Below are 23,661 nucleotides of genomic sequence, written 5' to 3'. Positions count from 1 at the left end.
TTAGCCGATCGCGGCCAACGCCTTGCGGATGCGCTGCTCGCTCACAGGCCCGTCGGTGCCGAGCCGCTGCGCGAACAGCGACACCCGCAGCTCCTCGAGCATCCACCGCACGCCGTCGAGCGCGGCGAGCGTCGCGGGATCGGTCCGGCCCTTGGCGTGCGCCGCGCGCACGGTGTCGTACGCCTCGACCACCTGGGCGACCTGCCACGCGAGCTGCGCGTCCTTGGACGGGTCCTGCTGCGCCTTCTCGAGACGGTGCGCGCCCGCCCTGAGGTAGCGCGCCAGGTGGGGGAGCCGTGCGGCGGGGGTGTTCCGGACGAAGCCGTCGCCGACGAGCGCCGCCGCCTGCTCGCGCAGCTCCTGCAGCGTCGACAGCAGCGCGAGCGAGGTCGCGCCGCGCACGGCCACGTCGAGCTCGCGCGCGGCGGTGAGGGCGGCGGCGGCCTCGCGCGCGACGTCCAGCACCGCGTCCTCGAGGCCGTCGCGCACGCGGGCGCGCAGCGCCTCGTAGGCGGCCCGGTCGCGCACGCCGCCCGCATCGGGAGCGAGCCGCGCGACCGCCGCGAGCTGGAGGTCGTCGACGAGCGCCTCGGTGCTCCGATAGGGCGACGCGCCGAGCGCGAGCGACTCCGCGGGGCTCCAGCGCGTGGTCACGCGCTTGACCGGCAGCCCGACCTCCGTCACCAGCAGCCGACGCACGCCGCGCGCGTGGGCGGCGTCGCGCTCGGCCGCGTCGGCGAGCACCCGCAGCGCGGCCCGCGGACCACCCTTCCGTTCCTCGACGATCGCGGGGTAGCCGCGCGCCACCACACCGTGCACGGTGCCCTCGACCTCGTCCGGCAGGACGTCGAGGTCCGGCCACGTCGTCAGCGCGTCGACCTCGGCGACCGCGGCACTCGACGGACGGGGCGCGGGGCCGGCCGCGGCGACGGCCGCCGGAGAGGCCCGCCGCGCATCGTCCCGTGCGCCCGTGCCGCGCGTGGCGGCGTCGGCGGCCCGCTGGACGGCGGTGCGGACCGCGGCCTCGGCCTGCGGCGCGAGCTGCCGCTGGAGCAGCACGAGGTCGTGGGACTCGTCGAGCATCCTCTCGCCGCGCCCGCGCGGCTCGACCACGCGGAACGTCATGCGCAGGTGCGCGGGGAGGCGCTCCTCGAGCCCGTCCCAGGCGTCCGCGGGGATCTCCACGTCACGCAGCTCCCGCACGGCGCGCGCGAACGCGTCGCGGAACGGCTCGGCCATGTCGCCCGCGCGGACCACGTCCTCCCAGGCGGGCAGGTGCGTGCCCATCCAGGCGACGATGTCGCGCGCCGCATCGGGCGCGGGGACGAGCTGGCGCCGCACGGGCTTGGGCAGCGCGCGGATGGTCGCGGTGACCAGCTCGGGCAGCATGCCGGGCACGAGCCAGTCGAAGCCGTCGGGGAGGACCCGCGCGAGCACGCCCACGGGCACGTGGACGGTCACGCCGTCCGCCGCGGTGCCGGGCTCGAACTGGTACGTGAGCGGCAGCTCGAGGTCGAGCTGCGGCCACCGCTCGGGGAACTCGGACGCGTCGACCGCGGCATGCTCGGGCACGAGCTCCTCGAGCGTGAGGGTGAGCAGCTCGGGCCGGTCGCGCCGCGCGTCCTTCCACCAGCGGTCGAAGTGCCGGGCGGACACGATCGACTCGGGCAGGCGCGCGTCGTAGAACGCGAAGAGCGTGTCCTCGTCGGCGATCACGCCGCGGGTGCGCGAGCGGGCCTCGACCTCCGCGGCCTCCTCGAGCACGCGCTGGTTGGCGCGCCAGAAGTGGTGGTGGGTGGTCCACTCGCCCTGCACGAGCGCGTGGCGGATGAACAGGTCGCGCGCGCCCTCGCGATCGACCTTGCCCCACAGCACCGGCCGGTCCGCGACGATGGGCACGCCGTAGAGCAGCACCTTCTCCGTCGCCATCGCCGCGCCGCGCTTCGAGCTCCAGTGCGGCTCGGAGTACGTGCGCTTGGCGAGGTCGCCCGCGAGCTCCTCGGCCCACGCCGGGTCGATGCGGGCCACGTCGCGCGCCCACAGGCGGCTCGTCTCGACGAGCTCGGCCGCCATGACGAACTCCGGCGGCTTCTTCGACAGCGGCGAGCCGGGGTTGATCGCGAAGCGGATGCCGCGCGCGCCGATGAACTCGTTCGACGCGCGCTTGCGGGCCCGGCGCATCTCCTTGGCGCGGGCCTCGCCCTTGAGGTGGGAGAACGCGCTTGCCTTGAGCTGCAGCACGTCCTGCGCGCCCACCTGCGACAGCAGTCCGGCGAGGATGGACCGGTGGATCGCGTCGTCGTCCCACACGTGGCGCAGCGCGCCCGTGCCCTCGGGATCCTCGACGGGCGACGGCTTGCGGTACGCCATCGCGATGTCGAGGCCCTTGGCGGCCTCGCGCAGCTGCTGGACCAGGTCCTGCCACTCGCGGATGCGCAGGAAGTTGAGCATCTCGGACCTGCACAGGCGCCGGAACTGGTTGCCCGACAGCGCGTGCTGGCGCTCGCGGACGTGCTCCCACAGGTTGAGGTAGGAGAGCATGTCCGAGCCGGGGTCCGCGAAGCGACGATGCAGGAGATCGGCCTCCTCGCGACGCTCGGCCGGGCGCTCGCGCGGGTCCTGGATGCTGAGCGCGGCCGCGATGACCGCGACCTCGCGCGCGACGCCGTGGCGCGCGCCCTCGACGATCATGCGGGCCTGGCGCGGGTCGATCGGCAGCCGGGAGAGCTGGCGGCCGATGTCCGTCAGCACGGTCCGCCCGTCGCGCGTGCTGATCGCGCCCAGCTCGGACAGCAGCTGCACGCCGTCGCGGATCGCGCGCGTGTCCGGCGGCTCGACGAACGGGAAGCGCGCGACGTCCTCGGGGCTCGCCACGACGCCCACGGAGATCATCTGGAGCAGCACCGCCGCGAGCGAGGTGCGCAGGATCTCGGGCTCGGTGAAGGCGGGTCGCGCCTCGAAGTCGTCCTCCGCGTACAGGCGGATCGCGATGCCGTCCGCGAGGCGGCCCGCGCGGCCCGAGCGCTGGCGCGCGCTGGCCTGCGAGATCGGCTCGATGGGAAGGCGCTGGACCTTGGTGGCCTTGGAGTAGCGCGAGATGCGCGCGGTGCCCGGGTCGACGACGTAGTGGATGCCGGGCACGGTGAGCGAGGTCTCGGCGACGTTCGTGGCGAGCACGATGCGGCGGGCCGAGTGCCGCTCGAAGACCCGGTGCTGCTCCGCGGCGGACAGGCGGCTGTAGAGCGGCAGGATCTCGACCCGGCGCGGGTGGCGCGGGTCCCTGGCGCGGTCGCCCAGGTGCGCCTCGAGGCCGTCGGCCGCGTCGCGGATCTCGCGCTCGCCGGAGAGGAACACGAGGATGTCGCCGTCGCCCCAGGTCATGAGCTCGTCGCACGCCTCGACGATGCCGGTGACGAGGTCCTTCTCCTCGCCCTTGGCCTCGCCCTCGAGCGGGCGGTAGAGGATCTCGACGGGGTAGGTGCGGCCGGTGACCTCGACGACGGGCGCCATGCGCGGGTCGTGCTCGCGCTCGTCGGCGACCGCCGCATCGTCCACGTGCGCGGGCTGGGGGAGCGGGCCCCCGGCGGCGAAGTGGCGCGCGAACCGCTCGGAGTCGATGGTCGCGGAGGTGATGACGATCTTGAGGTCGGGGCGGCGCGGCAGCAGGTTGGTGAGGTAGCCGAGCAGGAAGTCGATGTTGAGGCTGCGCTCGTGGGCCTCGTCGATGATGAGCGTATCGTACGCGAGCAGGTCGGGGTCGCGCTGGATCTGGGCGAGCAGGATGCCGTCCGTCATCACCTTGACGAGCGTGGAGTCGGAGCTCTGGTCCGTGAACCGCACCTGGTAGCCGACGATCCCGCCCAGCTCGGTGCCGATCTCCTCCGCGATGCGCTCGGCGACCGAGCGCGCGGCGATGCGGCGCGGCTGCGTGTGGCCGATCTGGCCAGCGCGGCCGCGGCCCAGCTCGAGGCAGATCTTGGGCAGCTGCGTCGTCTTGCCCGAGCCGGTCTCGCCCGCGACGATCACCACCTGGTGGTCGCGGATCGCGGCGGCGATCTCCTCGCGGCGCGCGGAGACGGGCAGCTCCGCGGGGTAGGCGATCGCGGGCACCTCGACCGCGGCACGCCGGGCGGCGGCCGCCTCGAGGGCGCGCCGGCTCACCCGGGGGCGGCGCTCCTGCGGCGCGCGCGCATCGTCCCTGCGCTGTCCGCCCCGCCCGCGCCGGGGGTTGCGCCTGGCCCTGGTGTCCTCGCTCACCCGGACATTCTCCCAACTCGCGCCGACACTCCCGACCGGCCGCCGCATCGTCCCCTCGCTGTCGGCCGGGCCTCCTAGAATCATCCCCATGCCCGGCAAGGATTTCGTCCACCTCCACGTCCACACCGAGTACTCGATGCTGGATGGAGCGGCGAAGATCGGGGACCTCTTCAGCGAGGCCGAGCGCCTCGGCCAGCGGGCGATCGCCACCACCGACCACGGCTACCTCTTCGGCGCCTACGAGTTCTGGAACAAGGCGCAGTCCACGGGCGTCAAGCCGATCATCGGCCTCGAGGCGTACCTCACGCCCGGCACGGCCCGCGGCGACCGCACGCGCGTGCGCTGGGGCGAGCGCGGCCAGGAGCAGGACGACGTCAGCTCGGGCGGCGCGTACACGCACGCGACGATGTGGGCGCGCGACACCGCCGGCATGCACAACCTGTTCCGCCTCGCGTCCTACGCGTCGCTCGAGGGGCACTTCTACAAGGCGCGCATGGACCGCGACCTCCTGCAGCGCTTCTCCAAGGGCATCATCGCGACCACCGGCTGCCCGTCGGGCGAGGTGCAGACCCGCCTGCGCCTGGGCCAGTACGACGAGGCGCTCAAGGCCGCCGCGGAGTTCCAGGACATCTTCGGCAAGGACGCGTACTACGTCGAGCTCATGGACCACGGCCTCGACATCGAGAAGCGCGTGTTCGAGGACCTGCTGCGGATCTCGAAGGCGATCGGCGCGCCGCTGGTCGCCACCAACGACCTCCACTACACGCGCAAGGAGGACGCGAAGGCGCACGAGGCGCTCCTGTGCGTGCAGTCGGGCTCGACGCTCAACGAGCCCACCTACGACCAGGGCGGCAAGCGCTTCGCGTTCTCCGGCGACGGCTACTACGTGAAGTCGTCCGAGGAGATGTGGGACCTCTGGGGCGACTACCCGGAGGCGCTCACCAACACCCTCGCGATCGCCGAGCAGTGCGAGGTCGAGTTCAACACCAAGGCCGACTACATGCCGGTCTTCGACTGCCCGCCGGGCGAGGACGAGCACTCGTGGTTCGTCAAGGAGGTCCAGAAGGGCCTGCACGAGCGCTTCGGCCCCGAGATCCCGGCGCACGTGCAGGAGCGCGCGAACTTCGAGATCGAGGTCATCGCGGGCAAGGGCTACCCGGGCTACTTCCTCGTCGTCGCGGACTTCATCCAGTGGGCCAAGGACAACGGCATCCGCGTGGGACCGGGCCGCGGCTCGGGTGCGGGCTCGATGGCCGCGTACGCGATGAAGATCACCGACATCGACCCGATCGTCCACCAGCTCTACTTCGAGCGCTTCCTCAACCCGGAGCGCGAGTCCAAGCCCGACTTCGACATCGACTTCGACGAGCGCAGGCGCGGCGAGGTCATCCAGTACGTCACGGACAAGTACGGCCAGGAACGCGTCTCGATGATCGTGACGTACGGCACCATCAAGGCCAAGCAGGCGCTCAAGGACTCGACCCGCGTGCTGGGCAAGCCGTTCTCGCTGGGCGAGCAGCTCACCAAGGCCTACCCCGAGGCCATCATGGGCAAGGACATGCCCCTCATCGGCGTCACCGACACCGCGCACGCGCGCCACCACGAGGGCCAGGACTTCCGGGCGCTGCTCGAGCAGGACCCCGAGGCGCAGCAGGTGTTCGAGCTCGCGCAGGGCCTCGAGGGCCTCAAGCGCCAGTGGGGCGTGCACGCGGCCGGCGTCATCATGTCGTCGGACCCGCTCATCGACATCATCCCGATCATGCGCCGCGAGCAGGACGGCGCGGTCATCACGCAGTTCGACTACCCGACGTGCGAGACGCTCGGCCTGGTCAAGATGGACTTCCTGGGCCTGCGCAACCTCACGATCCTCGACGATGCGCTCGAGAACATCGTGGACAACGGCAAGGAGCCGCTGGTCCTCGAGGACCTGCCGCTCGCCGACGACGGCACGTTCGACCTGCTCGCGCGAGGCGACACCCTGGGCGTGTTCCAGCTCGACGGCAACGCGATGCGCCAGCTGCTGCGCCAGATGCGGCCCGACAGCTTCGAGGACATCTCCGCAGTGCTGGCCCTCTACCGGCCCGGCCCGATGGGCATGAACTCGCACACGAACTACGCGGAGCGCAAGAACGGCCGCCAGGAGATCGTGCCCATCCACGCGGAGCTCGACGAGCCGCTCAAGGAGGTGCTGGGCATCACCTACGGCCTCATCGTGTACCAGGAGCAGGTGCAGCGCATCGCGCAGATCGTCGCCGGCTACACCCTGGGCGCGGCGGACCTGCTCCGCCGAGCGATGGGAAAGAAGAAGAAGGAGATCCTCGACAAGGAGTTCGAGCCCTTCAAGAACGGCGCGCTCGAGCGCGGCTTCTCCCTCGAGGCGATCAACGCGCTGTGGTCGACGATGCTCCCGTTCGCCGACTACGCGTTCAACAAGGCGCACACCGCGGCCTACGGCGTGCTCTCGTTCTGGACCGCGTACCTCAAGGCGCACTACCCGACGGAGTTCATGGCGGCGCTGCTCACCTCGGTGGGCACCGACAAGGACAAGTCCGCGCTCTACCTCGCGGAGTGCCGCCGCATGGGCATCACGGTGCTGCCGCCGGACGTCAACGAGTCCAAGGCGACCTTCGCCGCGGTCGGCGGCGACGTGCGCTTCGGCCTCACGGCCGTGCGCAACGTAGGGTCGAACGTGGTCGCGGAGATCGTCAAGGCGCGCACCGAGAAGGGCGCGTTCACGTCGTTCGCGGACTTCCTCGACAAGGTGCCCGCGACCGTGTGCAACAAGCGCACCATCGACTCGCTCATCAAGGCGGGAGGCTTCGACTCGCTCGGCTACTCGCGCCGCGCGCTCAACGCGGTGCACGAGCAGGCGATCGACTCCGTCATCGGCGTGAAGCGCCAGGAGGCGACCGGCCAGTTCGACCTGTTCGCGGACGCCGGCGACCTGGGCGGCGGCGTCACGGTCGAGGTGCCCACGCTCGACGAGTGGGACAAGAAGACCAAGCTCAACCTCGAGCGCGACATGCTCGGCCTGTACGTGTCGGATCACCCGCTGTCGGGCCTCGACCACGTGATCCGCCAGGAGGCCACGCACCAGATCCTCAACGCCACGCCCGCGAACGGCGTGCAGGAGGGCTCGCAGATCACGTTCGCGGGACTGGTGACGCGCGTGGACCGGCGCATCGCGAAGTCGGGCAACCCGTACGCGATCGTCACGCTCGAGGACATGACGGGCGAGACCGAGGTGTCGTTCTTCTCGAAGACGTACGAGACCTACGCACGGGACCTCGCCGAGGACGCCGTCATCGCGATCAAGGTGCGCGGGCGCGAGCGCGGCGACGGCGGGCTTCAGTTCTCGGCGATCGACGTGCGCATCCCCAACCTCAACGTCACGGACAACTCGCCGGTCGCCATCACGGTGCCGGCGGCGCGCGTCACGCCGCCGCTGGTCGAGCAGGTCAAGGGCATCCTGCGCTCCCACCCCGGCTCGATCGAGGTGCGCATGGTGCTGACGGGGCCGGACAAGCCGCTCACCATGAGGCTCGGCGACGAGTTCCGGGTGGCGCGCTCGTCGGCGCTCTACGGCGACCTCAAGGCCGCGCTCGGTCCGAGCTGCCTGTCCGGGGTGTAGCCGGGGCGGGGCACGCCCCGCACCGGTGCCGCGTCCTCGCCGCGCCACGGGGAGCCGGGCGAGGCCCCCGGCGGACCCTCGACTCCTGCGGGGAAGTGGGCGACGCTGGTGCCATGACACCGATCGCCTGGCAGCGGCTCGAGGCCGCGGTCGTCGCCGTCGCCGCCTACGTCGCCGTCATCGTGCTCGGCTTCGCGTGGTGGTGGCCGCTCGTCCTGTTCCTCGCCTTCGACCTGTCCGCCGCGGGCTACGCGGCCGGCCCCCGTGCGGGCGCGGTGCTCTACAACGCCGCGCACAACTACGCAGTGCCGGCGGCGCTCGGCGCGGTCGCGCTCGTCGCGAACGTGCCCGCGCTCGGGCTGCTCGCGCTGTGCTGGGCGTTCCACGTCGCCGTCGACCGCGCGCTCGGCTACGGCCTCAAGCTCCCGGACCACTTCCAGCACACGCATCTGGGCTGGATCGGCGGCAGGCGCGCCGCCGCCCCGAATCCCGGGGAGGCCGCGTGACCGGTCCGGCCGTGACCGCATGCGTGTCGGCAGACGTGGAGCCGGTGACGTGACGCGGTGCCGCGGGCGCGCTCCGCACTAGACTCGACCCGTGCTTTCCAGGATCGATCTGCGCGACCAGGACCTCTCCGCCCGCGAGCTGCTCGACGTCGTGCCGCGCGCCGACGTCAACGTCGGCGACGCGCTCGCCGTCGTGGAGCCCATCATCGAGGACGTCCGCACCCGCGGCGAGGCCGCGCTGCGGGAGCTCGGCGAGCGCTTCGACCGCGTGGTCCCCGCGCACCTGAGGGTGCCCGCCGACGAGATCGCGCGCGCCCTCGAGACGCTCGACCCCGCCGTGCGCGACGGCCTCGAGGAGGCCATCGACCGCGTGGGTCGCTTCCACCGCGCCACCGTGCCGCCGCCGGTCGACGTCGAGCTCGCACCCGGAGCGACCGTGTCGCAGCGCTGGATCCCGGTGGGGCGCGTCGGGCTGTACGTGCCGGGCGGCCTCGCCGTCTACCCGAGCTCGGTCGTGATGAACGTGGTGACGGCGCAGGCGGCCGGCGTGCCGTCCATCGCGGTGACGAGCCCGCCGCAGCGCGAGTTCGGCGGCCTGCCGCACCCGACGATCCTGGCGGCCTGCGCCCTGCTCGGCGTCACCGAGGTGTACGCGGTGGGCGGCGCCCAGGCGATCGCGATGCTCGCGCACGGCGTCGAGGGCCTCTGCGACCCGGTCGACGTCATCACCGGACCCGGCAACGTCTACGTCGCCGCCGCCAAGCGCGCCGTCAACGGCCTGGTCGGCATCGACTCGGAGGCGGGCCCCACCGAGATCGCCGTGATCGCGGACCGCACCGCCAACGCGCGCTTCGTCGCGGCGGACCTGCTGAGCCAGGCGGAGCACGACCCCATGGCCGGCTCCGTGCTCATCACCGACTCGCCCGAGCTGGCCGAGGCCGTCGAGCGCGAGCTCGGCGAGCTCGCGGACGCGACGAAGCACCTCGCCCGCACCAAGGAGGCGCTCACGGGTCGCCAGAGCGCGGTCATCCTCACCTCGGGCATCGACCAGTCGGTCGCGGTCGCCGACGCGTACGGCGCCGAGCACCTCGAGATCCACACCGCGGACGCGCGCGAGGTCGCCGGCCGCATCCGGAACGCGGGCGCGATCTTCGTGGGCGAGCACTCTCCGGTGCCGCTCGGCGACTACCTCGCGGGCTCCAACCACGTGCTCCCCACGGGCGGCACGGCGCGCTTCGCTTCAGGCCTCGGGGTGACCGCGTTCCTCAAGGCCGTGTCGTTCATCGACTACTCCGCCGACGCGCTCGCGCAGGTGGGGGACAAGGTCGTCGCGCTCGCGGAGGCGGAGGACCTGCCGGCGCACGGCGCGGCCATCCAGGCGCGCCTCGAGGGCTGAGCGCCACCGCCTTCGCGCCGGCGACGCGCGACGATGCGCCTACCGCACCCCGAGCACGAAGGGATGCACCGCCTCGGCGCCCGCCTGGCGCAGCAGCCGTGACGCCACGGTGAGGGTCCAGCCGGAGTCGGTGGAGTCGTCCACGAGGAGCAGCCGCCGGCCCGCCACCCCCGCGACCCCCGCGTGCCCCTCGGTCGCGCGCCCCTCGCCGTCGAGCCCGCCCTCGAGCTCCAGCCCGAGCCGCCGCACCACTCCCGCGAGCCGGATGGCGGAGTTCACGTCGTGCCGCTCCGGCGCCTCGCGCCCCGGCACCGGGCCGACGGAGCCGACGAAGGGCACCTCCAGCCACCGCGCGAGACCCCGCGCCAGATGGTCGACCAGCACCGGCCGCGACACCGAGCGCACCGCGACGACGCCGTCGATCACCGTGTCCGACCCGCCCTCGACCCACAGCGCGTCCCAGTCGCGCAGCACCCGCACGGCGGCGGTGCGCAGCGGCACGGGCGTCTCGCCGTCCACGGGACGGCCGTCCTCGTCGCGCGACTCGAGGAGCTCGCGCAGCTGCACCGACCAGCCCAGCCCGTCGAGGCGCGCCACCGCACGCCCCGCCGACGCCTGCTGCTCCGCCGGGATGCGGCCGCGGAGGTCGAGCCCGAGCGCCGACAGTCCCGTGGGCCACTGCCTTCGCGCCACGATCTCGACGCCCACGCGGTCGAGCCCCGACTGCGCGGCGGCCACGGCCTCGGACGTCGGCGCCTCGGGCAGCTCGACGCCGCCGCACGCGTCGCATCGTCCGCACGCCCAGCCGTCCTCGAGCTCGGGGTCGTCGAGCACGCGGCGCAGGAACGCCATGCGGCACGCGTCCTCGCGCTGGTAGGCAAGCATCGTCGCCTCCTCGGACCGTCGCGCCGCGGCGACCCGCGCGTAGCGCTCCGCGTCGTACGCCCACGGCTCGCCGGTCGCGATCCAGCCGCCCTGCACGCGCCGCACGGCGCCGTCGACGTCGAGCACCTTGAGCATCGACTCGAGGCGCGAGCGCCGCAGGTCCACCCGCGCCTCGAGCGCGGGGACGGAGGTCGCCGCGTCGGGGGAGAGGGCGGCGAGCGTGGCACGCACGGTCTCCTCAGGCGGGAAGGCCTGCGAGCCGAACCACTCCCAGATCGCGCGGTCCTCCCGTCCCGGCAGCAGCACGACCACCGCGCGCGAGACGCCGCGGCCCGCGCGGCCCACCTGCTGGTAGTACGCGATGGGCGAGGACGGCGCCCCCAGGTGCACGACGAACGCGAGGTCCGGCTTGTCGAAGCCCATGCCCAGCGCGGACGTCGCGACGAGCGCCTTGACCCGGTTGTCCTTGAGGTCGCCCTCGAGCCGCTCGCGCTCCGCCGGGTCGGTCTGCCCCGTGTACGCGGCGACCTCGAGGCCGGCCGCGCGCAGCTGCGACGCGACCTCCTCCGCCGCCGACACCGTGAGGCAGTAGACGATCCCCGAGCCGTCCATCCCGCCGAGCGACTGCGCGAGCCACGCGACGCGCGCGGCCGGGTCCGGCAGGTCCAGCACCGCGAGGTGCAGCGACTCGCGGTCGAGCGGGCCGCGCAGCACGAGCACCTCGGCGGCCGCGTCGGAGCCCGTCACCCCGAGCTGCTCGGCGACGTCCGCCGTGACGCGCGCGTTGGCGGTCGCGGTGGTCGCGAGCACGGGGATGCCGGCGGGCAGGTCGGCGAGGAGGGTCCGGATGCGCCGGTAGTCGGGCCGGAAGTCGTGTCCCCAGTCCGAGATGCAGTGCGCCTCGTCGATGACGACGAGCCCGGCGTCGGCCGCCAGCCGGGGCAGCACCTCGTCGCGGAAGGCGGGGTTGTTGAGCCGCTCGGGCGAGCACAGCAGCACGTCGACCTCGCCGCGCGCGATCGCCGCGTGGATGTCGTCCCACTCGGTGACGTTCGCGGAGTTCACGGTCGCCGCGCGGATCCCCGCCCGCCCGGCCGCGGCGATCTGGTCGCGCATGAGCGCGAGCAGCGGCGACACGATGACGGTCGGGCCCGCGCCGCGGTCGCGCAGCAGTCGGGTCGCCACGAAGTAGACAGCGGACTTGCCCCAGCCGGTGCGCTGCACCACCAGCGCGCGCTCGTGGCGCGACACCAGCGCGTCGATCGCGGTCCACTGGTCCTCGCGCAGCGCGACGTCGTCGCGCCCCACCAGGGCGCGGAGCGCGGCCTCGGCGTCTTCGCGGAGGGACGATGCGGTGGTGACGGGGGACGGGGACGAGACCATCCCCCGATGGTAGGGCGGGACACCGACAGCATCCGCGCATCGTCCACCGCCGCACCCCGCCCGGCCTGTCGTCGGCACCCGCCGCCAGCCCCCAGAGGCATCACCGCGACCGATGCCGCGCATCCGCGCCACGCGCGCCGCCGCGCACCACCGACCGTCAAAGTTCGGCTAACCTAACTTTCCAACGGCAGGCGGTCCAGGACCGCCCGGCCCGGCAGCACGGCAGGACCGCAGCACGGCAGCACAGAAGCACGGCAGGACCGCAGGACAGCAGGAGAGGGAGACACCGGTGTCGAACACGCTCGTCGAGCGCAACCGCGAGGAGGCCGAGCGCACGCACGGCCCGATCCGCCGCATCGTCACGCTGGTCGGCCCGGCCTTCGTCGCGGCGGTCGCGTACGTCGACCCCGGCAACGTCGCCGCCAACCTCACCGCGGGCGCCGACTACGGCTACCTGCTCGTGTGGGTGCTCGTCGTGTCGAACCTCATGGCCGTGCTCATCCAGTACACCTCCGCGAAGCTCGGCCTCGTCACGGGGCACTCGATGCCCGAGATGCTGCGGGGACGCCTGGGCCGCCGCGGCCGCCTCGCGTACTGGGGCCAGGCGGAGATCGTCGCCGCGATGACCGACCTCGCCGAGGTCATCGGCGGCGCGCTCGCGCTGTACCTGCTGTTCGACCTGCCTCTGGTGATCGGCGGCCTCATCGTCGGCCTGGTCTCGCTCGCGCTCCTCGCGGTGCAGTCCCGCCACGGCCAGCGCCAGTTCGAGCTCGTCATCATGTTCCTGCTCGCGATCATCGCGATCGGCTTCATGGCGGGCCTCGTCATCTCCGAGACGGACTGGGCGGGCGCGGCCGGCGGCCTGGTCCCGCGCTTCGACGGCCCCGGCACGGTGCTGCTCGCGGCCTCGATGCTCGGCGCGACCGTGATGCCGCACGTCATCTACCTCCACAGCTCGCTGTCGCGCGACCGCCACGGCGTCGGCCACGACCGGCCGCGTCTCAAGCGCCTGCTCCACGCCACCAAGTGGGACGTGGCGATCTCGCTCGTCATCGCGGGCTCGGTCAACATCGGCATGCTGCTGCTCGCCGCGGGCAGCCTGCGCGGGGTCGCGGGCACCGACTCGATCGAGGGCGCCCACGCCGCCATCGAGTCCGCGCTCGGCCCGATCGTCGCGGGCGCCTTCGCGGTCGGCCTGCTGGCCTCGGGCCTCGCCTCGACCTCGGTCGGCTGCTACGCGGGCGCCGCGATCATGGGCGGGCTGCTGCACCGCCGCATCCCCGTGTGGCTGCGCCGCTCGATCACGCTCATCCCGGCGCTCGTGCTGCTGGGGGCGGGCGCGAACCCCACGTGGGCGCTCGTCATCTCGCAGGTGGTGCTGAGCCTCGGCATCCCGTTCGCGGTCATCCCGCTCGTGCGGCTCACCTCGGATCGCGAGGTGATGGGTGAGCACGTCAACTCGCGCACCACGCAGGTGGTCGCGTGGACCATCGTCGCGCTCATCGTCGCGCTCAACGCCGCGCTCATCGTGCTCACGTTCGCCGGCCAGGTGTAGGCCTCCCCGCATCGTCCCCTGCGCAGGGACGATGCGGCGCTCGGGCGCCGCGCGGACGCTCACTAGAATCGCCTCATGACCTTGCCGATCCGCCCCGACCTGGCCGGGCTCGAGCCGTACGGCGCGCCCCAGCTCGAGGTCGCCGCGCGCCTCAACGTCAACGAGAACCCCTACGCCCCGCCGAACTCGGTGGTCGACGCCATCGCGACCGCGGTGCGCAAGGCGGCCGAGGGCCTCAACCGCTACCCGGACCGCGACTTCCTGTCGCTCCGCCAGGACCTCGCGACGTACCTCGCGGCCGAGAGCCACGTCGACTTCCTCGAGGCGCGCAACATCTGGGCCGCGAACGGCTCGAACGAGGTCATGCTCCACCTCCACCAGGCCTTCGGCGGCCCGGGTCGCACGGTGCTGAGCTTCGCGCCCACCTACTCGATGTACCCCGAGTACGCGCGCGACACCCTCACCGAGTACGTCACCTTCCCGCGCAGCGACGACTTCACGCTCGACGTCGACGCGGCCGCCGCCGCGATCCGCGAGGTGCAGCCGGTCATGGTGATCGTCGCGAGCCCCAACAACCCCACCGGCACCGCGCTGCCGCTCGCGCACGTCGAGGCGCTGATGGCGGCCGCGAACGACGTCGAGGGCGGCTGCGTCGTGGTCGTGGACGAGGCGTACGCCGAGTTCCGCCGCCGGGGCGTGCCGAGCGCGGCCTCGCTCATCCCCGAGCACCCCAACCTCGCGGTGAGCCGCACGATGTCGAAGGCCTTCGCGCTCGCGGGCGGCCGCCTCGGCTATCTGGCCGCGCACGAGGAGCTCATCGACGTGCTCCGCGTGGTGCGCCTGCCGTACCACCTCAGCGCCGTCACCCAGGCGACGGCCTGCGCGGCGCTCGCGCACCACCGCGAGCTCCAGGCGCAGGTCGACGAGATCCGCGCGGAGCGCGACGAGACCGTCGCGTGGCTGCGGGCGCAGGGCTACACGGTCGCGGACACGGACGCGAACTTCGCGCTGTTCGGCCCGTTCGAGGATCGTGAGAGGGTATTCCAGGGCCTGCTCGCGCGCGGGGTCCTCATCCGCGTCACCGGCCCCGAGGGTTGGCTGCGCGTGTCGATCGGCACGCCGCAGGAGATGGCGCTGTTCCGCAGCGCGCTGCTGGAGGTCACTGCATGAGCCGCACCGGTCGCATCGAGCGCACCACGAGCGAGTCGTCCGTCCTGGTCGAGCTGGACCTCGACGGGTCCGGCCGCACCGAGATCAGCACGGGCGTGCCGTTCTACGACCACATGCTCACCGCGCTCGGCAAGCACTCCCTCATGGACCTCACGGTCCGCGCCACGGGCGATGTCCACATCGACTCGCACCACACCGTCGAGGACGTCGCGATCTGCATCGGCGAGGCCCTCAAGCAGGCGCTCGGCGACAAGGCCGGTATCTCGCGCTTCGGCGACGCGCTCGTGCCGCTGGACGAGGCGCTCGCACAGTGCGTCGTCGACGTGTCCGGGCGCCCGTACTTCGTCCACGTGGGCGAGCCGGTCGGCCAGGCCACGCACCTCATCGGCGGCAACTTCGCGGGCTCGCTCACGGGCCACGCGCTCGAGTCGATCGCGCACCACGCGGGCATCTGCGTGCACATGCGCGTGCTCGCGGGCCGCGACCCGCACCACATCGTCGAGGCCCAGTTCAAGGCGCTCGCCCGCGCGCTGCGCTTCGCCGTCGAGAAGGACGAGCGCGTCACCGGCATCCCCTCGACCAAGGGAGCCCTGTGAGCGACGTCGCGATCATCCTCACCCCGATCCCGCGTCCCCGCTTCCTCACCGCGCTGTGCGCGGTGAACAAGATCGGCGGCCACGTGCTCGAGACGAGCGGCGGACCGATCGCGATCCTGGACGATGCGTCGCCCGAGTCCGCGGAGAAGGCCGCCCGGACGGTGTCCGCCTTCATCAAGGGACCCGAGTTCATGCTCGCGGAGAGCCGCGAGGGCAACGTCCGCGTGCAGGTGTGGAAGGCCGGCGCGGTCGACCGCGAGGTCCCCGCGGGCCTCGCGCTCGCGGACTCGCCCGGCGTGGTGACCTCGCTGCTCACGCGCGCCTCCACCTTCGAGGAGATCGCGGAGACGCACGAGGACAAGGTCCACAGCACGGATGTCGGCCGCATCAAGGCCTACCGCGAGCTCATCAAGGAGACGAACGCGCTGCGGAAGAAGATGGGCGCATGACCCAGCCCCTCGTCTGCGTCTTCGACTACGGCTTCGGCAACGTCCGCTCCGCCACCCGCGCCCTCGAGCACGTGGGCGCGCGCGTCGAGCTCACCTCGGACCGCGTGGTCGCGGAGCACGCGCACGGCCTCGTCGTCCCCGGCGTGGGCGCCTTCGAGGCCGTCATGACCGGCCTCAAGGAGGCGCGCGGCGACCAGATCGTGGGACGGCGCCTGTCCGGCGGCCGGCCCGTGCTCGGCATCTGCGTCGGCATGCAGGTGATGTTCGAGCGCGGCGTCGAGCACGGCACCGAGTCCGAGGGCCTCGACCAGTGGCCCGGCACCGTCGAGCTGCTTCAGACCTCCGTGGTGCCCAACATGGGCTGGGCGACCGTCGAGCCTCCCGAGGGATCCACGCTGTTCAACGGCGTCGAGGACGAGCGCTTCTACTTCGTGCACTCGTACGGCGCGCGCGCGTTCCCGCTCGGCACCACCGAGGACACGGGCCGCTTCGCGGCGCCGCTCGTCACGTGGTCGACCGCCGGGCGCGAGGGCGACGAGGACCGCTTCGTCGCCGCCGTCGAGAACGGCCCGCTCATGGCGACCCAGTTCCACCCGGAGAAGTCGGGCGAGGCCGGCCTCCAGCTGCTGCGCAACTGGGTTGAGACGCTGTAATCCCCGGTACCCTCGCATCGTCCACCCCTCCCGAGAGGAAGCCATGACCGAGACCCCCCGCCTCGAGCTCCTGCCCGCCGTCGACGTCGCGGACGGCCAGGCCGTCCGCCTCACGCAGGGCGAGGCCGGCTCCGAGACCAGCTACGGCGACCCGCTGTCCGCTGCGCAGGACTGGGTGAACGGCGGCGCCGAGTGGATCCATCTGGTCGACCTCGACGCGGCCTTCGGGCGCGGCTCCAACGCCGAGCTGCTCGCGAGCGTGGTCAAGGCGGTCGACGTCAAGGTCGAGATGAGCGGCGGCATCCGCGATGACGAGTCGCTCGAGCGCGCCCTCGCGACCGGCTGCGCGCGCGTCAACCTCGGCACCGCCGCCCTCGAGAACCCCGAGTGGACGGCCCGCGCGATCGACGCGTACGGCGACCGCATCGCGGTGGGCCTCGACGTGCGCGGCACCACGCTGGCCGGCCGCGGCTGGACCCGCGAGGGCGGCGACCTGTGGGAGGTGCTCGCGCGCCTCGACGCCGCCGGCTGCGCCCGCTACGTCGTCACGGATGTCAAGAAGGACGGCATGCTGTCCGGCCCGAACCTCGAGCTCCTCCAGCAGGTGTGCGAGGCCACCGACGCGCCGGTGGTCGCGAGCGGAGGCATCAGCTCGCTCGACGACATCGCCGCCCTGCGCACCCTCACGGGCGCCGGCATCGAGGGCGCGATCGTGGGCAAGGCGCTCTACAACGGCAACTTCACGCTCCCGCAGGCGCTCGACGTCGCGGGCCGCCCGTAGCGGCCGCCGCCGCAGCGCCCGCCGCACCCGGCGGCTCGCGCCTCGCAGGCCGAGCCTCGATACGGTGGAGGTGTCGAGAGGGGCGACGATGCGCGGGCGGGGGATGGCCGTGGCGGCGATGGCGATCGCGGTGCTGGCCGGGTGCAGCGCGGCCGATGACGCCGGCGGCGGCCCGTCGGGCGGCGCGACCGCGACGCCGACGTGCCCCGACACGATCACGCCCGAGGCCGGCACACCCGAGGCGGCGGCGTCCGCCCCCGACATCGGCCCGTTCGACGCCGCGTGGCTGTGCGTCTACGCCCTGGGCGAGGAGTGGACGCTGGCCGAGGGGCCCGCGCCCATCGAGGACCTCGACGGGGTCCGCGAGATCGTCGACGCGCTCGAGCCCGCAGACCTCACCCGACCCTGCACCCTCGAGCTCGGGCCCACCTACCTGCTCACGCTCGCCGACGGCGAGGACCTCACCCGCATCGTCGTCGACGCGTACGGGTGCCGCTGGGCGCGCGTCGAGGGCGAGCCGGGGCTGCTGTCGACCCCGGACGGCGTCATCGGCGATCTCGACACGCTCGCGGGTCTCTGAACGGTCGGCGCCTGCCTCTAGGCTGGGACCCATGAGCGACGACGAGCCCCGCAAGGAGATCCCGGAGTCGATCTTCTCGGACGACGACGGCAGCGCCGACGCGCGCCTCGCCCAGGCCCTCATCCGCTTCTCGCACGGCAAGACGCCGCTCGCCGACGTCGTGGACGCGCTCGCCTACGCGCGCGTGCTCATCCCCGTGATGGCGTCGGGGGAGAAGCGCGTCGTCGGCAAGCACGGGCTCGAGCAGGACGAGGTCGCCTCGACCGGCGTCGTCGCGGTCGAGATGCCCGACGGCCGCACCGCGCTGCCCGTGTTCACGGACGTCGACGCCGTCAAGGCGTGGAGCGAGCGCGCCCGCCCCATCCCCGCGGAGGGCCCGCGCGCGGCGCTCGCCGCGGTCGCGGAGGGCTGGAGCGCGCTCGTGCTCAACCCCGGCATGGAGACCGTGCTCATCCCGCGCCCCGCGGTGTGGGCGCTCGGGCAGGGCGAGCCGTGGCGCCCCGCGGTCGTCGACGGCGAGGTCGCGGACGACATCCGTGCGGCCGTCGCCGAGGCCGTCGCGCTGGACGATGCGCTGCGCGGCGTCGACGCGGTCGCGGGCCGCGGCGCCGAGGTCGCGATCGTCCTGCGGCTGGTCGCGGGCCTCACGCAGCCCGAGGTGAACGCGGTCGTCGAGCGCGTCCAGCACGACCTCGCGCGCTCCAACGTGGTCGCGCAGCGCGTCGACAGCGTCGAGCTGCGTCTCGCGCAGGCGTAGCCCCACCCGTCCGGGCGTTCAGCAGGACGCGTCGACCTCGGTGCGCTCCGCATCGTCCGCGAGGAAGGCCTCGAGGCGCGGGAGGGTGACGGCGCCGGCGTACTTCTCTCCGTCCGACGAGAAGACGACGCCCACCACGTCGCCGGCCGCGTCGGTCACCGGCGAGCCCGAGTTGCCCTCGCGCGCGAGCAGCCGCAGGTAGTAGATCTCGGCGCCCGTGGGGTCGAGGTCGTTCACGCGAAGGTCGACGTAGGGCCCGGTCACGGATGCGAGCGGCCCGCCGAGCGCGTAGCCGCTGACCGTGAGGTCGTCGCCGATCGCGGGCTCCTCCTCGCCGATCGTCGCGGCCTCGGGGAACGTGCCGTCGATCGTGATGAGCGCGAGGTCGTCCTCGGTCGAGTACTCCGCTGACGCGACGCGGTACTCGCGCCCCTGGTAGTCGGTCAGCTGGATGAGCGTCGTGTCGCGCACGACGTGCCTGTTGGTGACCGCGTGGGTCTCGTCGAGCATCCACGCGGTGCCGTTGCGGTACGCGTCGCAACTGATGGCCCACACGCGCAGCGCGATGCGCTCGGAGTCGGTGAAGCCGTCGGCGGACGATGCGGTGGCCGTGGCCTCGACCGGCGTCGGGGTGGCGTAGGGCGGGGGAGCGAGCGGCGCGCACGCGGCGAGCGCGACTCCTGCGGCGACGGCGAGGGCCGCGACGCCGAGGCGGCGCCGCTCAGCCATGCTTCTCCCGGAAGTCGCGGTAGGCGGCGGACACCTCGTCGCAGAAGTCGATGATCGACCGCTCGGACTCGTCGATGCTCGACTCCACGTAGAGCTCGGAGTTGCGGAGCACGTCGAAGTGCTCCTGCTGGGCCTCGATGCACGTGTCGTAGGCGTCGGCGATGTCCTCGAGCTCCTCGACGAGCTCCGTGCCCTGGGCGCCCTGGTTGACCGCCGACGAGTACTCCTTCTTGAGCGTCTCGAGCTGCGCCTCGGTCTGCTCTAGCTCGGCGATGCGCGCGTTCTGGTCCGAGATCTCGTCGGTGAGCGACTCGACGTGGTCCCGGAGGTCGGCGTTCTGTCCCTCCCAGGCGGACCGGGCGGAGGCGAGCAGCGCGAGCGGCACGGCGAGCGCGACCACCGCGACCAGGCTCAGCGCGAGGCCGATCGCGAGGCCCCGGCGGCGGGCGGGGGCAGGGGCGGCCGTGGACTCGGGATCCGGGGTGAGGGTGGCGTCGGAGGCGGTGTCGGGCATGGGTCCGGGCGCGGGCGTCTCACCCTCCGCCGACACACCGTCGGGCGCTGGCTCGGGTCCGGCCGACGGTGCGGGACCGGGCGAGCGCTCGTCCGCGGGCTCCGGCGACCACCCGTCCCCGCGAGGATCCCGCTCGGTCACGTCGATCCCAGGCTCGAGGACGTGCAGGTCGACTCGGGCACGAACAGCGAGGCCTCGCTCAGGAGCGTGTTGAGCGTGGAGATCGGCACGATGAAGCTCTGGTTCGAGAAGTTCTTCGCGTAGATGACGCCGACGACCCGGCCGCCCTCGTCGAGCACCGGCGATCCGGACGAGCCCTGCTCGACCTTCGCGCTCGTGGCGAGGACGGTGCCGACCGCGCCGCCGAGCGGGTCCGTCGTCGCGCCGAGCACCACGCCGGCGGAGGTGGTGAGGCGGCCGCCGTTCGGGTACCCGACCACGGTGATGACGTCGCCCTCCGCGGGGTCCTCCTCGGCGCGCTCGGCGTACGAGGAGCCCAGCGACTCCTCGGTCGTGATGATCGCGATGTCCGCGACGGTGGTGCTCGAGGCGGCGGTCGCCGCGATCGAGCGACCGTCGTACGTCGTCAGCGTGATGCGCTTGGCGTCCGCGACGACGTGACGGTTGGTGACGAGCGTGTGGTCGTCGAGCGCGAAGCCGGTGCCGGTTGCGATGAACCCGCAGCCGACGTTGCGCACGCGCACGGTCATGCGCTGCGCCGCCGAGAAGCCGTCGGGGGAGAGCGCGACCGCGACCTCGCCGGGCGAGGTGGAGGGCTCGGGCACGAAGTCGTCGGGCATCGCGCCGGGCGCCTGGGGCAGCGCGGCGCAGCCGGTGAGCGCGAGGGCGCCGGCGAGGGAGAGGGCCGCGATCCGGGTGCGGATCACGGAGCCACCGACTGCTGGAACTCGAGGTTGGCGTCGGCGGCGGCCTGGCACAGCTCGTCGACGCTCTGCTCGAAGCTGCGCAGCTCCTTGGGCTTGAGGTCGTCGGGGTTGGCGAGGTACTCGGCGAGCTGCTCGTGGCCCTGGATGCAGCGGCCGAGCGAGTTCGCCACCGACGTCGCGTCCGTGATGATCTCCTGCAGGCCGGCGATCTGCTCCTGCGCGTACGCCGCATCGTCGCCCCACTGCGCGTTCTCCGCCTGGAGGCGGCTCACGGTGTCCTTCGAGGCGGCGAGCTGGTCCGAGACGAGGGCGAGCTGCTCCTGCGTGGTGGTGAGGGTGTCGCGCTCGGTCGCGAGGTCGGAGCCGAGCCCGTAGCTGAACTCGGTGATCTCGACCACGCGCTCCTCCCAGGCCTCGGACACGCGCCACAGGTACGCGATGAGCGCCGAGGCGGTGAGGAGCAGCACGCTGAGGAGGGCGACGGTGACGAGGAGCCCGACCGGGCGGGGACGATGCGCGTAGGCCGCCTCGGCCTCGGCCTCGGCGTCGGTCTCGTCGTCCTCGTCGGCGACCACGGGGTCGGCGTCGTCGTCCTCGCCGAAGCGGTGCGCGTCGTCGAAGCCCGGCTCCTGATCGGGGACCGTGAGGCCGATGTCGTCGTGACGGAGCGGCGCGCCCACGACCGGGATCTCGTCGGTGTCGACGTGGTCGGTCGGGTCGGAGGCGTCCTGGCGCTCGTCGTTCACGGGGAGGAAGGGGAGGCGGGGCCGGTCGAGGCCCTCGGGAGGGCTCGCCGACGTAGCGAGGTCGCCCCTCGCGACGCCTCGACGGCTGTCCTCCCCAGTCGTCACTACGTGACCGCCCCCGTGTACTTCTCGCCGGGCCCGTCTCCAGGCCTGTCCGGGACCACCGAGGCCTCCCGGAATGCCAACTGTACGCTCCGCAGCCCGTCTCGCAGGACGCGCGCGTGAGTGTCACCCAAGTCCGGGGCGGCGGCGGTGACGAGTCCCGCAAGCGCGTTGATGATCGTCCGCGCCTCGTCGAGGTCCTTGAGGTCCTCGCCTTCCTCCGCCAGTCCGCACCGGAGCGCGGCGGCACTCAGGAGATGAACGCTCACCGTCGTGATAAGTTCCACGGCGCCGACGTCCGCGATGTCGCGCGCCGCTTCCGCGAGGCCCGCATCGTCCCCCGCGGCGCCCGCCGCATCGTCCCCCGCGACGTGCCGGGGAAGACCCTCGGGGACGCCCTCGACGGATGCTTCTTGGCCCGTTGCGGCGGTCTCGCCGGGGTCGGATCCGGACGCACCGGGACCTGCTGCCTGGTCATTGCTGCTCATGCTTGCTATTCTGGTGCATCGACCGGTTGCGGCAGGTGTCGCAACACGCAAGTGGAGTCCACCTCCCACCCTAGGACCATGAGGACCAGGGTCTCGGTTCCGGCGGCCGCCGTATGGACGGGCCGTCGTTGCTGCGGTGGCCTCTGCTCGTGTTCGGGCAGGGGCCTTTTCCCGTTTCTGGGGCGGGTGCCGGCCGGGAGGTCGCACAGGAAGCAACGGTAAGGAGCCGCTATCAACGAGCCGCGCATCAACGAGCGCATCCGTGTCCCCGAGGTCCGTCTGGTCGGTCCGAAGGGCGAGCAGGTCGGCATCGTCCGAATCGAGGATGCCCTCCGTCTGGCGCAGGACGCCGAGCTCGACCTGGTCGAGGTGGCGCCCAACTCGCGTCCTCCCGTCGTCAAGCTCATGGACTACGGAAAGTTCAAGTACGAGGCGGCGGTCAAGGCGCGTGAGGCCCGGCGCAACCAGGCCAACACCGAGATCAAGGAGATGCGCTTCCGCCTCAAGATCGACGACCACGACTACGAGACCAAGAAGGGTCACGTCGTCCGCTTCCTCAAGGGTGGCGACAAGGTCAAGGTCACGATCATGTTCCGCGGTCGTGAGCAGTCCCGTCCGGAGTTCGGTCGTCGTCTGCTGATGAAGCTCGCGGAGGAGGTCCAGGAGTTCGGCGTCGTGGAGAACGCGCCGAACCAGGAGGGCCGCAACATGTCGCTGGTCCTGGGTCCGCTGAAGAAGAAGGCGGAGGCCAAGGAGGAGCAGCGCAAGGTGCGTGAGGAGCGCAAGGCCGCCGAGGCGGCCGCGCGTGAGGAGCGCAAGGCGCCGCACAAGGGTGCCGAGGTGGCCGAGGAGTCGGCCGCCGAGTAGTCGTCGCGAGACGCATACAGGCTTCGGGCGCCAGCCGCCCGTGAAACGTGCTGGGCTCCACCGGGCCCGGCCAGACCTAGAAGGAGAGGCAGCAATGCCCAAGAACAAGACCCACTCGGGTGCCAAGAAGCGCTTCAAGCTCACCGGCACCGGCAAGGTGAAGCACGCCTCGGCGATGAACGTCCACAAGTTCGAGGAGAAGCACTCCTCGCGCAAGCGCCGCGTGGCCCAGGACCAGATCCTGTCGGACGCCGACTCGAAGAAGATCAAGAAGCTGCTGGGCAAGTAAGCCCCGCCCTCTCACACGTACCTTTAGGAGAACTGAAATGGCACGCGTCAAGCGGGCGGTCAACGCCCAGAAGAAGCGCCGGACGACCCTCGAGCGCGCTGCGGGTTACCGCGGCCAGCGCTCGCGCCTCTACCGCAAGGCGAAGGAGCAGGTCACCCACTCCCTCGTCTACTCGTACAACGACCGCCGCAAGCGCAAGGGCGACTTCCGCAAGCTGTGGATCCAGCGCATCAACGCTGCGGCCCGTGCGAACGGCATGACCTACAACCGCTTCATCCAGGGCCTCAAGGCCGCTGGCATCGAGGTGGACCGCCGCATGCTCGCCGAGCTCGCGGTGAACGACGAGGCCGCGTTCGCGACCCTCGTCGAGACGGCGAAGAAGGCCCTCCCGGCCGACGTCAACGCGCCCGCCGCGTAAGACGCCTCTCCAGGAAGGCACC

Annotated in this window: 21 protein-coding genes; 14 read left to right on the top strand and 7 right to left on the bottom strand. The window is 72.5% G+C overall.

The window, feature by feature from the left end:
• A complete protein-coding gene (gene hrpA, locus AOM07_RS08635) occupies positions 1 to 4,257 on the bottom strand; it encodes an ATP-dependent RNA helicase HrpA (RefSeq protein WP_228374414.1) in 4,257 nt (1,418 codons plus the stop codon).
• Between the two features lie 88 nt (positions 4,258 to 4,345).
• Here hrpA and dnaE point away from each other — a divergent pair, with 88 nt between their 5' ends.
• The 3 genes from dnaE to hisD all read left to right on the top strand — a co-directional run bounded on the left by dnaE (position 4,346) and on the right by hisD (position 9,790).
• Positions 4,346 to 7,888 carry a DNA polymerase III subunit alpha gene (dnaE, locus tag AOM07_RS08630; protein ID WP_062312839.1) on the top strand — a complete coding sequence of 1,181 codons (3,543 nt, stop codon included), beginning with the start codon at positions 4,346 to 4,348 and terminating at the stop codon, positions 7,886 to 7,888.
• Positions 7,889 to 8,001: 113 nt separating this feature from the next.
• Complete coding sequence (locus tag AOM07_RS08625; RefSeq protein ID WP_062312837.1) at positions 8,002 to 8,394, top strand: DUF4260 domain-containing protein; 393 nt, start codon at positions 8,002 to 8,004, stop codon at positions 8,392 to 8,394.
• Between the two features lie 91 nt (positions 8,395 to 8,485).
• Positions 8,486 to 9,790, top strand: coding sequence for a histidinol dehydrogenase (hisD, locus tag AOM07_RS08620; RefSeq protein WP_062312835.1), 1,305 nt, complete (start codon positions 8,486 to 8,488; stop codon positions 9,788 to 9,790).
• Between the two features lie 39 nt (positions 9,791 to 9,829).
• On the opposite strand, the gene AOM07_RS08615 is transcribed toward hisD, so the two are convergent.
• Positions 9,830 to 12,058, bottom strand: a complete 2,229-nt coding sequence (locus AOM07_RS08615; protein WP_062312833.1) for a RecQ family ATP-dependent DNA helicase — start codon at positions 12,056 to 12,058, stop codon at positions 9,830 to 9,832.
• 289 nt (positions 12,059 to 12,347) lie between these two features.
• Between AOM07_RS08615 and AOM07_RS08610 the strand changes: the two genes are divergently transcribed.
• The 8 genes from AOM07_RS08610 (at position 12,348) to AOM07_RS08575 (ending at position 18,599) form a co-directional block, all read left to right on the top strand.
• Positions 12,348 to 13,613 (top strand): Nramp family divalent metal transporter, encoded by a 1,266-nt coding sequence (locus tag AOM07_RS08610; RefSeq protein WP_082101646.1) that lies wholly within the window; start codon positions 12,348 to 12,350, stop codon positions 13,611 to 13,613.
• Between the two features lie 75 nt (positions 13,614 to 13,688).
• Positions 13,689 to 14,783, top strand: coding sequence for a histidinol-phosphate transaminase (locus AOM07_RS08605; RefSeq protein WP_062312831.1), 1,095 nt, complete (start codon positions 13,689 to 13,691; stop codon positions 14,781 to 14,783).
• The gene (hisB, locus tag AOM07_RS08600; protein ID WP_062312829.1) at positions 14,780 to 15,379 is read left to right on the top strand and encodes an imidazoleglycerol-phosphate dehydratase HisB; all 600 of its coding nucleotides are present in this window, start codon (positions 14,780 to 14,782) and stop codon (positions 15,377 to 15,379) included. Before AOM07_RS08605 ends, hisB begins: the two co-directional genes overlap by 4 nt.
• Positions 15,376 to 15,828, top strand: coding sequence for a hypothetical protein (locus AOM07_RS08595; protein WP_062312827.1), 453 nt, complete (start codon positions 15,376 to 15,378; stop codon positions 15,826 to 15,828). The genes hisB and AOM07_RS08595 overlap by 4 nt, the downstream gene beginning before the upstream one ends.
• Complete coding sequence (gene hisH / locus AOM07_RS08590; protein WP_062312825.1) at positions 15,825 to 16,481, top strand: imidazole glycerol phosphate synthase subunit HisH; 657 nt, start codon at positions 15,825 to 15,827, stop codon at positions 16,479 to 16,481. The genes AOM07_RS08595 and hisH overlap by 4 nt, the downstream gene beginning before the upstream one ends.
• 43 nt (positions 16,482 to 16,524) lie before the next feature.
• Positions 16,525 to 17,262 (top strand): bifunctional 1-(5-phosphoribosyl)-5-((5-phosphoribosylamino)methylideneamino)imidazole-4-carboxamide isomerase/phosphoribosylanthranilate isomerase PriA, encoded by a 738-nt coding sequence (gene priA / locus AOM07_RS08585; RefSeq protein WP_062312823.1) that lies wholly within the window; start codon positions 16,525 to 16,527, stop codon positions 17,260 to 17,262.
• Positions 17,263 to 17,350: 88 nt separating this feature from the next.
• A complete protein-coding gene (locus tag AOM07_RS08580; RefSeq protein WP_156171891.1) occupies positions 17,351 to 17,842 on the top strand; it encodes a hypothetical protein in 492 nt (163 codons plus the stop codon).
• Positions 17,843 to 17,873: 31 nt separating this feature from the next.
• A complete protein-coding gene (locus AOM07_RS08575; protein WP_062312818.1) occupies positions 17,874 to 18,599 on the top strand; it encodes an SseB family protein in 726 nt (241 codons plus the stop codon).
• Between the two features lie 18 nt (positions 18,600 to 18,617).
• On the opposite strand, the gene AOM07_RS08570 is transcribed toward AOM07_RS08575, so the two are convergent.
• From AOM07_RS08570 to AOM07_RS15015, 5 genes are all read right to left on the bottom strand, one after another.
• Complete coding sequence (locus AOM07_RS08570) at positions 18,618 to 19,328, bottom strand: S1 family peptidase (protein ID WP_062312816.1); 711 nt, start codon at positions 19,326 to 19,328, stop codon at positions 18,618 to 18,620.
• Positions 19,321 to 19,842 carry a hypothetical protein gene (locus AOM07_RS08565; RefSeq protein ID WP_062312814.1) on the bottom strand — a complete coding sequence of 174 codons (522 nt, stop codon included), beginning with the start codon at positions 19,840 to 19,842 and terminating at the stop codon, positions 19,321 to 19,323. Before AOM07_RS08565 ends, AOM07_RS08570 begins: the two co-directional genes overlap by 8 nt.
• Before the next feature lie 137 nt (positions 19,843 to 19,979).
• Positions 19,980 to 20,729 (bottom strand): S1 family peptidase, encoded by a 750-nt coding sequence (locus AOM07_RS08560; RefSeq protein ID WP_228374413.1) that lies wholly within the window; start codon positions 20,727 to 20,729, stop codon positions 19,980 to 19,982.
• Positions 20,726 to 21,475, bottom strand: a complete 750-nt coding sequence (locus AOM07_RS08555; RefSeq protein ID WP_062312812.1) for a hypothetical protein — start codon at positions 21,473 to 21,475, stop codon at positions 20,726 to 20,728. The genes AOM07_RS08560 and AOM07_RS08555 overlap by 4 nt, the downstream gene beginning before the upstream one ends.
• A 104-nt stretch (positions 21,476 to 21,579) precedes the next feature.
• Positions 21,580 to 21,882: a DUF1844 domain-containing protein gene (locus AOM07_RS15015; RefSeq protein WP_062313046.1), complete on the bottom strand. Its 303-nt coding sequence runs from the start codon at positions 21,880 to 21,882 to the stop codon at positions 21,580 to 21,582.
• 414 nt (positions 21,883 to 22,296) lie between these two features.
• Between AOM07_RS15015 and infC the strand changes: the two genes are divergently transcribed.
• From infC to rplT, 3 genes are all read left to right on the top strand, one after another.
• The gene (infC, locus tag AOM07_RS08545; protein WP_082101645.1) at positions 22,297 to 22,932 is read left to right on the top strand and encodes a translation initiation factor IF-3; all 636 of its coding nucleotides are present in this window, start codon (positions 22,297 to 22,299) and stop codon (positions 22,930 to 22,932) included.
• 94 nt (positions 22,933 to 23,026) lie between these two features.
• Positions 23,027 to 23,221 carry a 50S ribosomal protein L35 gene (gene rpmI, locus AOM07_RS08540; RefSeq protein WP_062294442.1) on the top strand — a complete coding sequence of 65 codons (195 nt, stop codon included), beginning with the start codon at positions 23,027 to 23,029 and terminating at the stop codon, positions 23,219 to 23,221.
• Between the two features lie 37 nt (positions 23,222 to 23,258).
• Positions 23,259 to 23,639, top strand: coding sequence for a 50S ribosomal protein L20 (gene rplT / locus AOM07_RS08535; RefSeq protein ID WP_062312808.1), 381 nt, complete (start codon positions 23,259 to 23,261; stop codon positions 23,637 to 23,639).
• Positions 23,640 to 23,661 lie beyond the last annotated feature (22 nt).

Origin of the sequence: Demequina rhizosphaerae, assembly GCF_000971255.1 — a bacterium.
GTDB classification, from domain to species: Bacteria; Actinomycetota; Actinomycetes; order Actinomycetales; family Demequinaceae; genus Demequina; species Demequina rhizosphaerae.
The sequence above is the reverse complement of the archived record's forward strand: the minus strand, read 5'-3'. Positions and strand labels throughout refer to the sequence as shown.

Bases quoted from the DNA above. Each gene is read 5' to 3' on its own strand.
- dnaE (WP_062312839.1), top strand. From the start codon at position 4,346: ATGCCCGGCAAGGATTTCGTCCACCTCCACGTCCACACCGAGTACTCG.
- AOM07_RS08625 (WP_062312837.1), top strand. From the start codon at position 8,002: ATGACACCGATCGCCTGGCAGCGGCTCGAGGCCGCGGTCGTCGCCGTC.
- AOM07_RS08615 (WP_062312833.1), bottom strand. From the start codon at position 12,058: ATGGTCTCGTCCCCGTCCCCCGTCACCACCGCATCGTCCCTCCGCGAA.
- AOM07_RS08605 (WP_062312831.1), top strand. From the start codon at position 13,689: ATGACCTTGCCGATCCGCCCCGACCTGGCCGGGCTCGAGCCGTACGGC.
- hisB (WP_062312829.1), top strand. From the start codon at position 14,780: ATGAGCCGCACCGGTCGCATCGAGCGCACCACGAGCGAGTCGTCCGTC.
- hisH (WP_062312825.1), top strand. From the start codon at position 15,825: ATGACCCAGCCCCTCGTCTGCGTCTTCGACTACGGCTTCGGCAACGTC.
- priA (WP_062312823.1), top strand. From the start codon at position 16,525: ATGACCGAGACCCCCCGCCTCGAGCTCCTGCCCGCCGTCGACGTCGCG.
- AOM07_RS08580 (WP_156171891.1), top strand. From the start codon at position 17,351: ATGCGCGGGCGGGGGATGGCCGTGGCGGCGATGGCGATCGCGGTGCTG.
- AOM07_RS08575 (WP_062312818.1), top strand. From the start codon at position 17,874: ATGAGCGACGACGAGCCCCGCAAGGAGATCCCGGAGTCGATCTTCTCG.
- AOM07_RS08570 (WP_062312816.1), bottom strand. From the start codon at position 19,328: ATGGCTGAGCGGCGCCGCCTCGGCGTCGCGGCCCTCGCCGTCGCCGCA.
- AOM07_RS08565 (WP_062312814.1), bottom strand. From the start codon at position 19,842: ATGCCCGACACCGCCTCCGACGCCACCCTCACCCCGGATCCCGAGTCC.
- rpmI (WP_062294442.1), top strand. From the start codon at position 23,027: ATGCCCAAGAACAAGACCCACTCGGGTGCCAAGAAGCGCTTCAAGCTC.
- rplT (WP_062312808.1), top strand. From the start codon at position 23,259: ATGGCACGCGTCAAGCGGGCGGTCAACGCCCAGAAGAAGCGCCGGACG.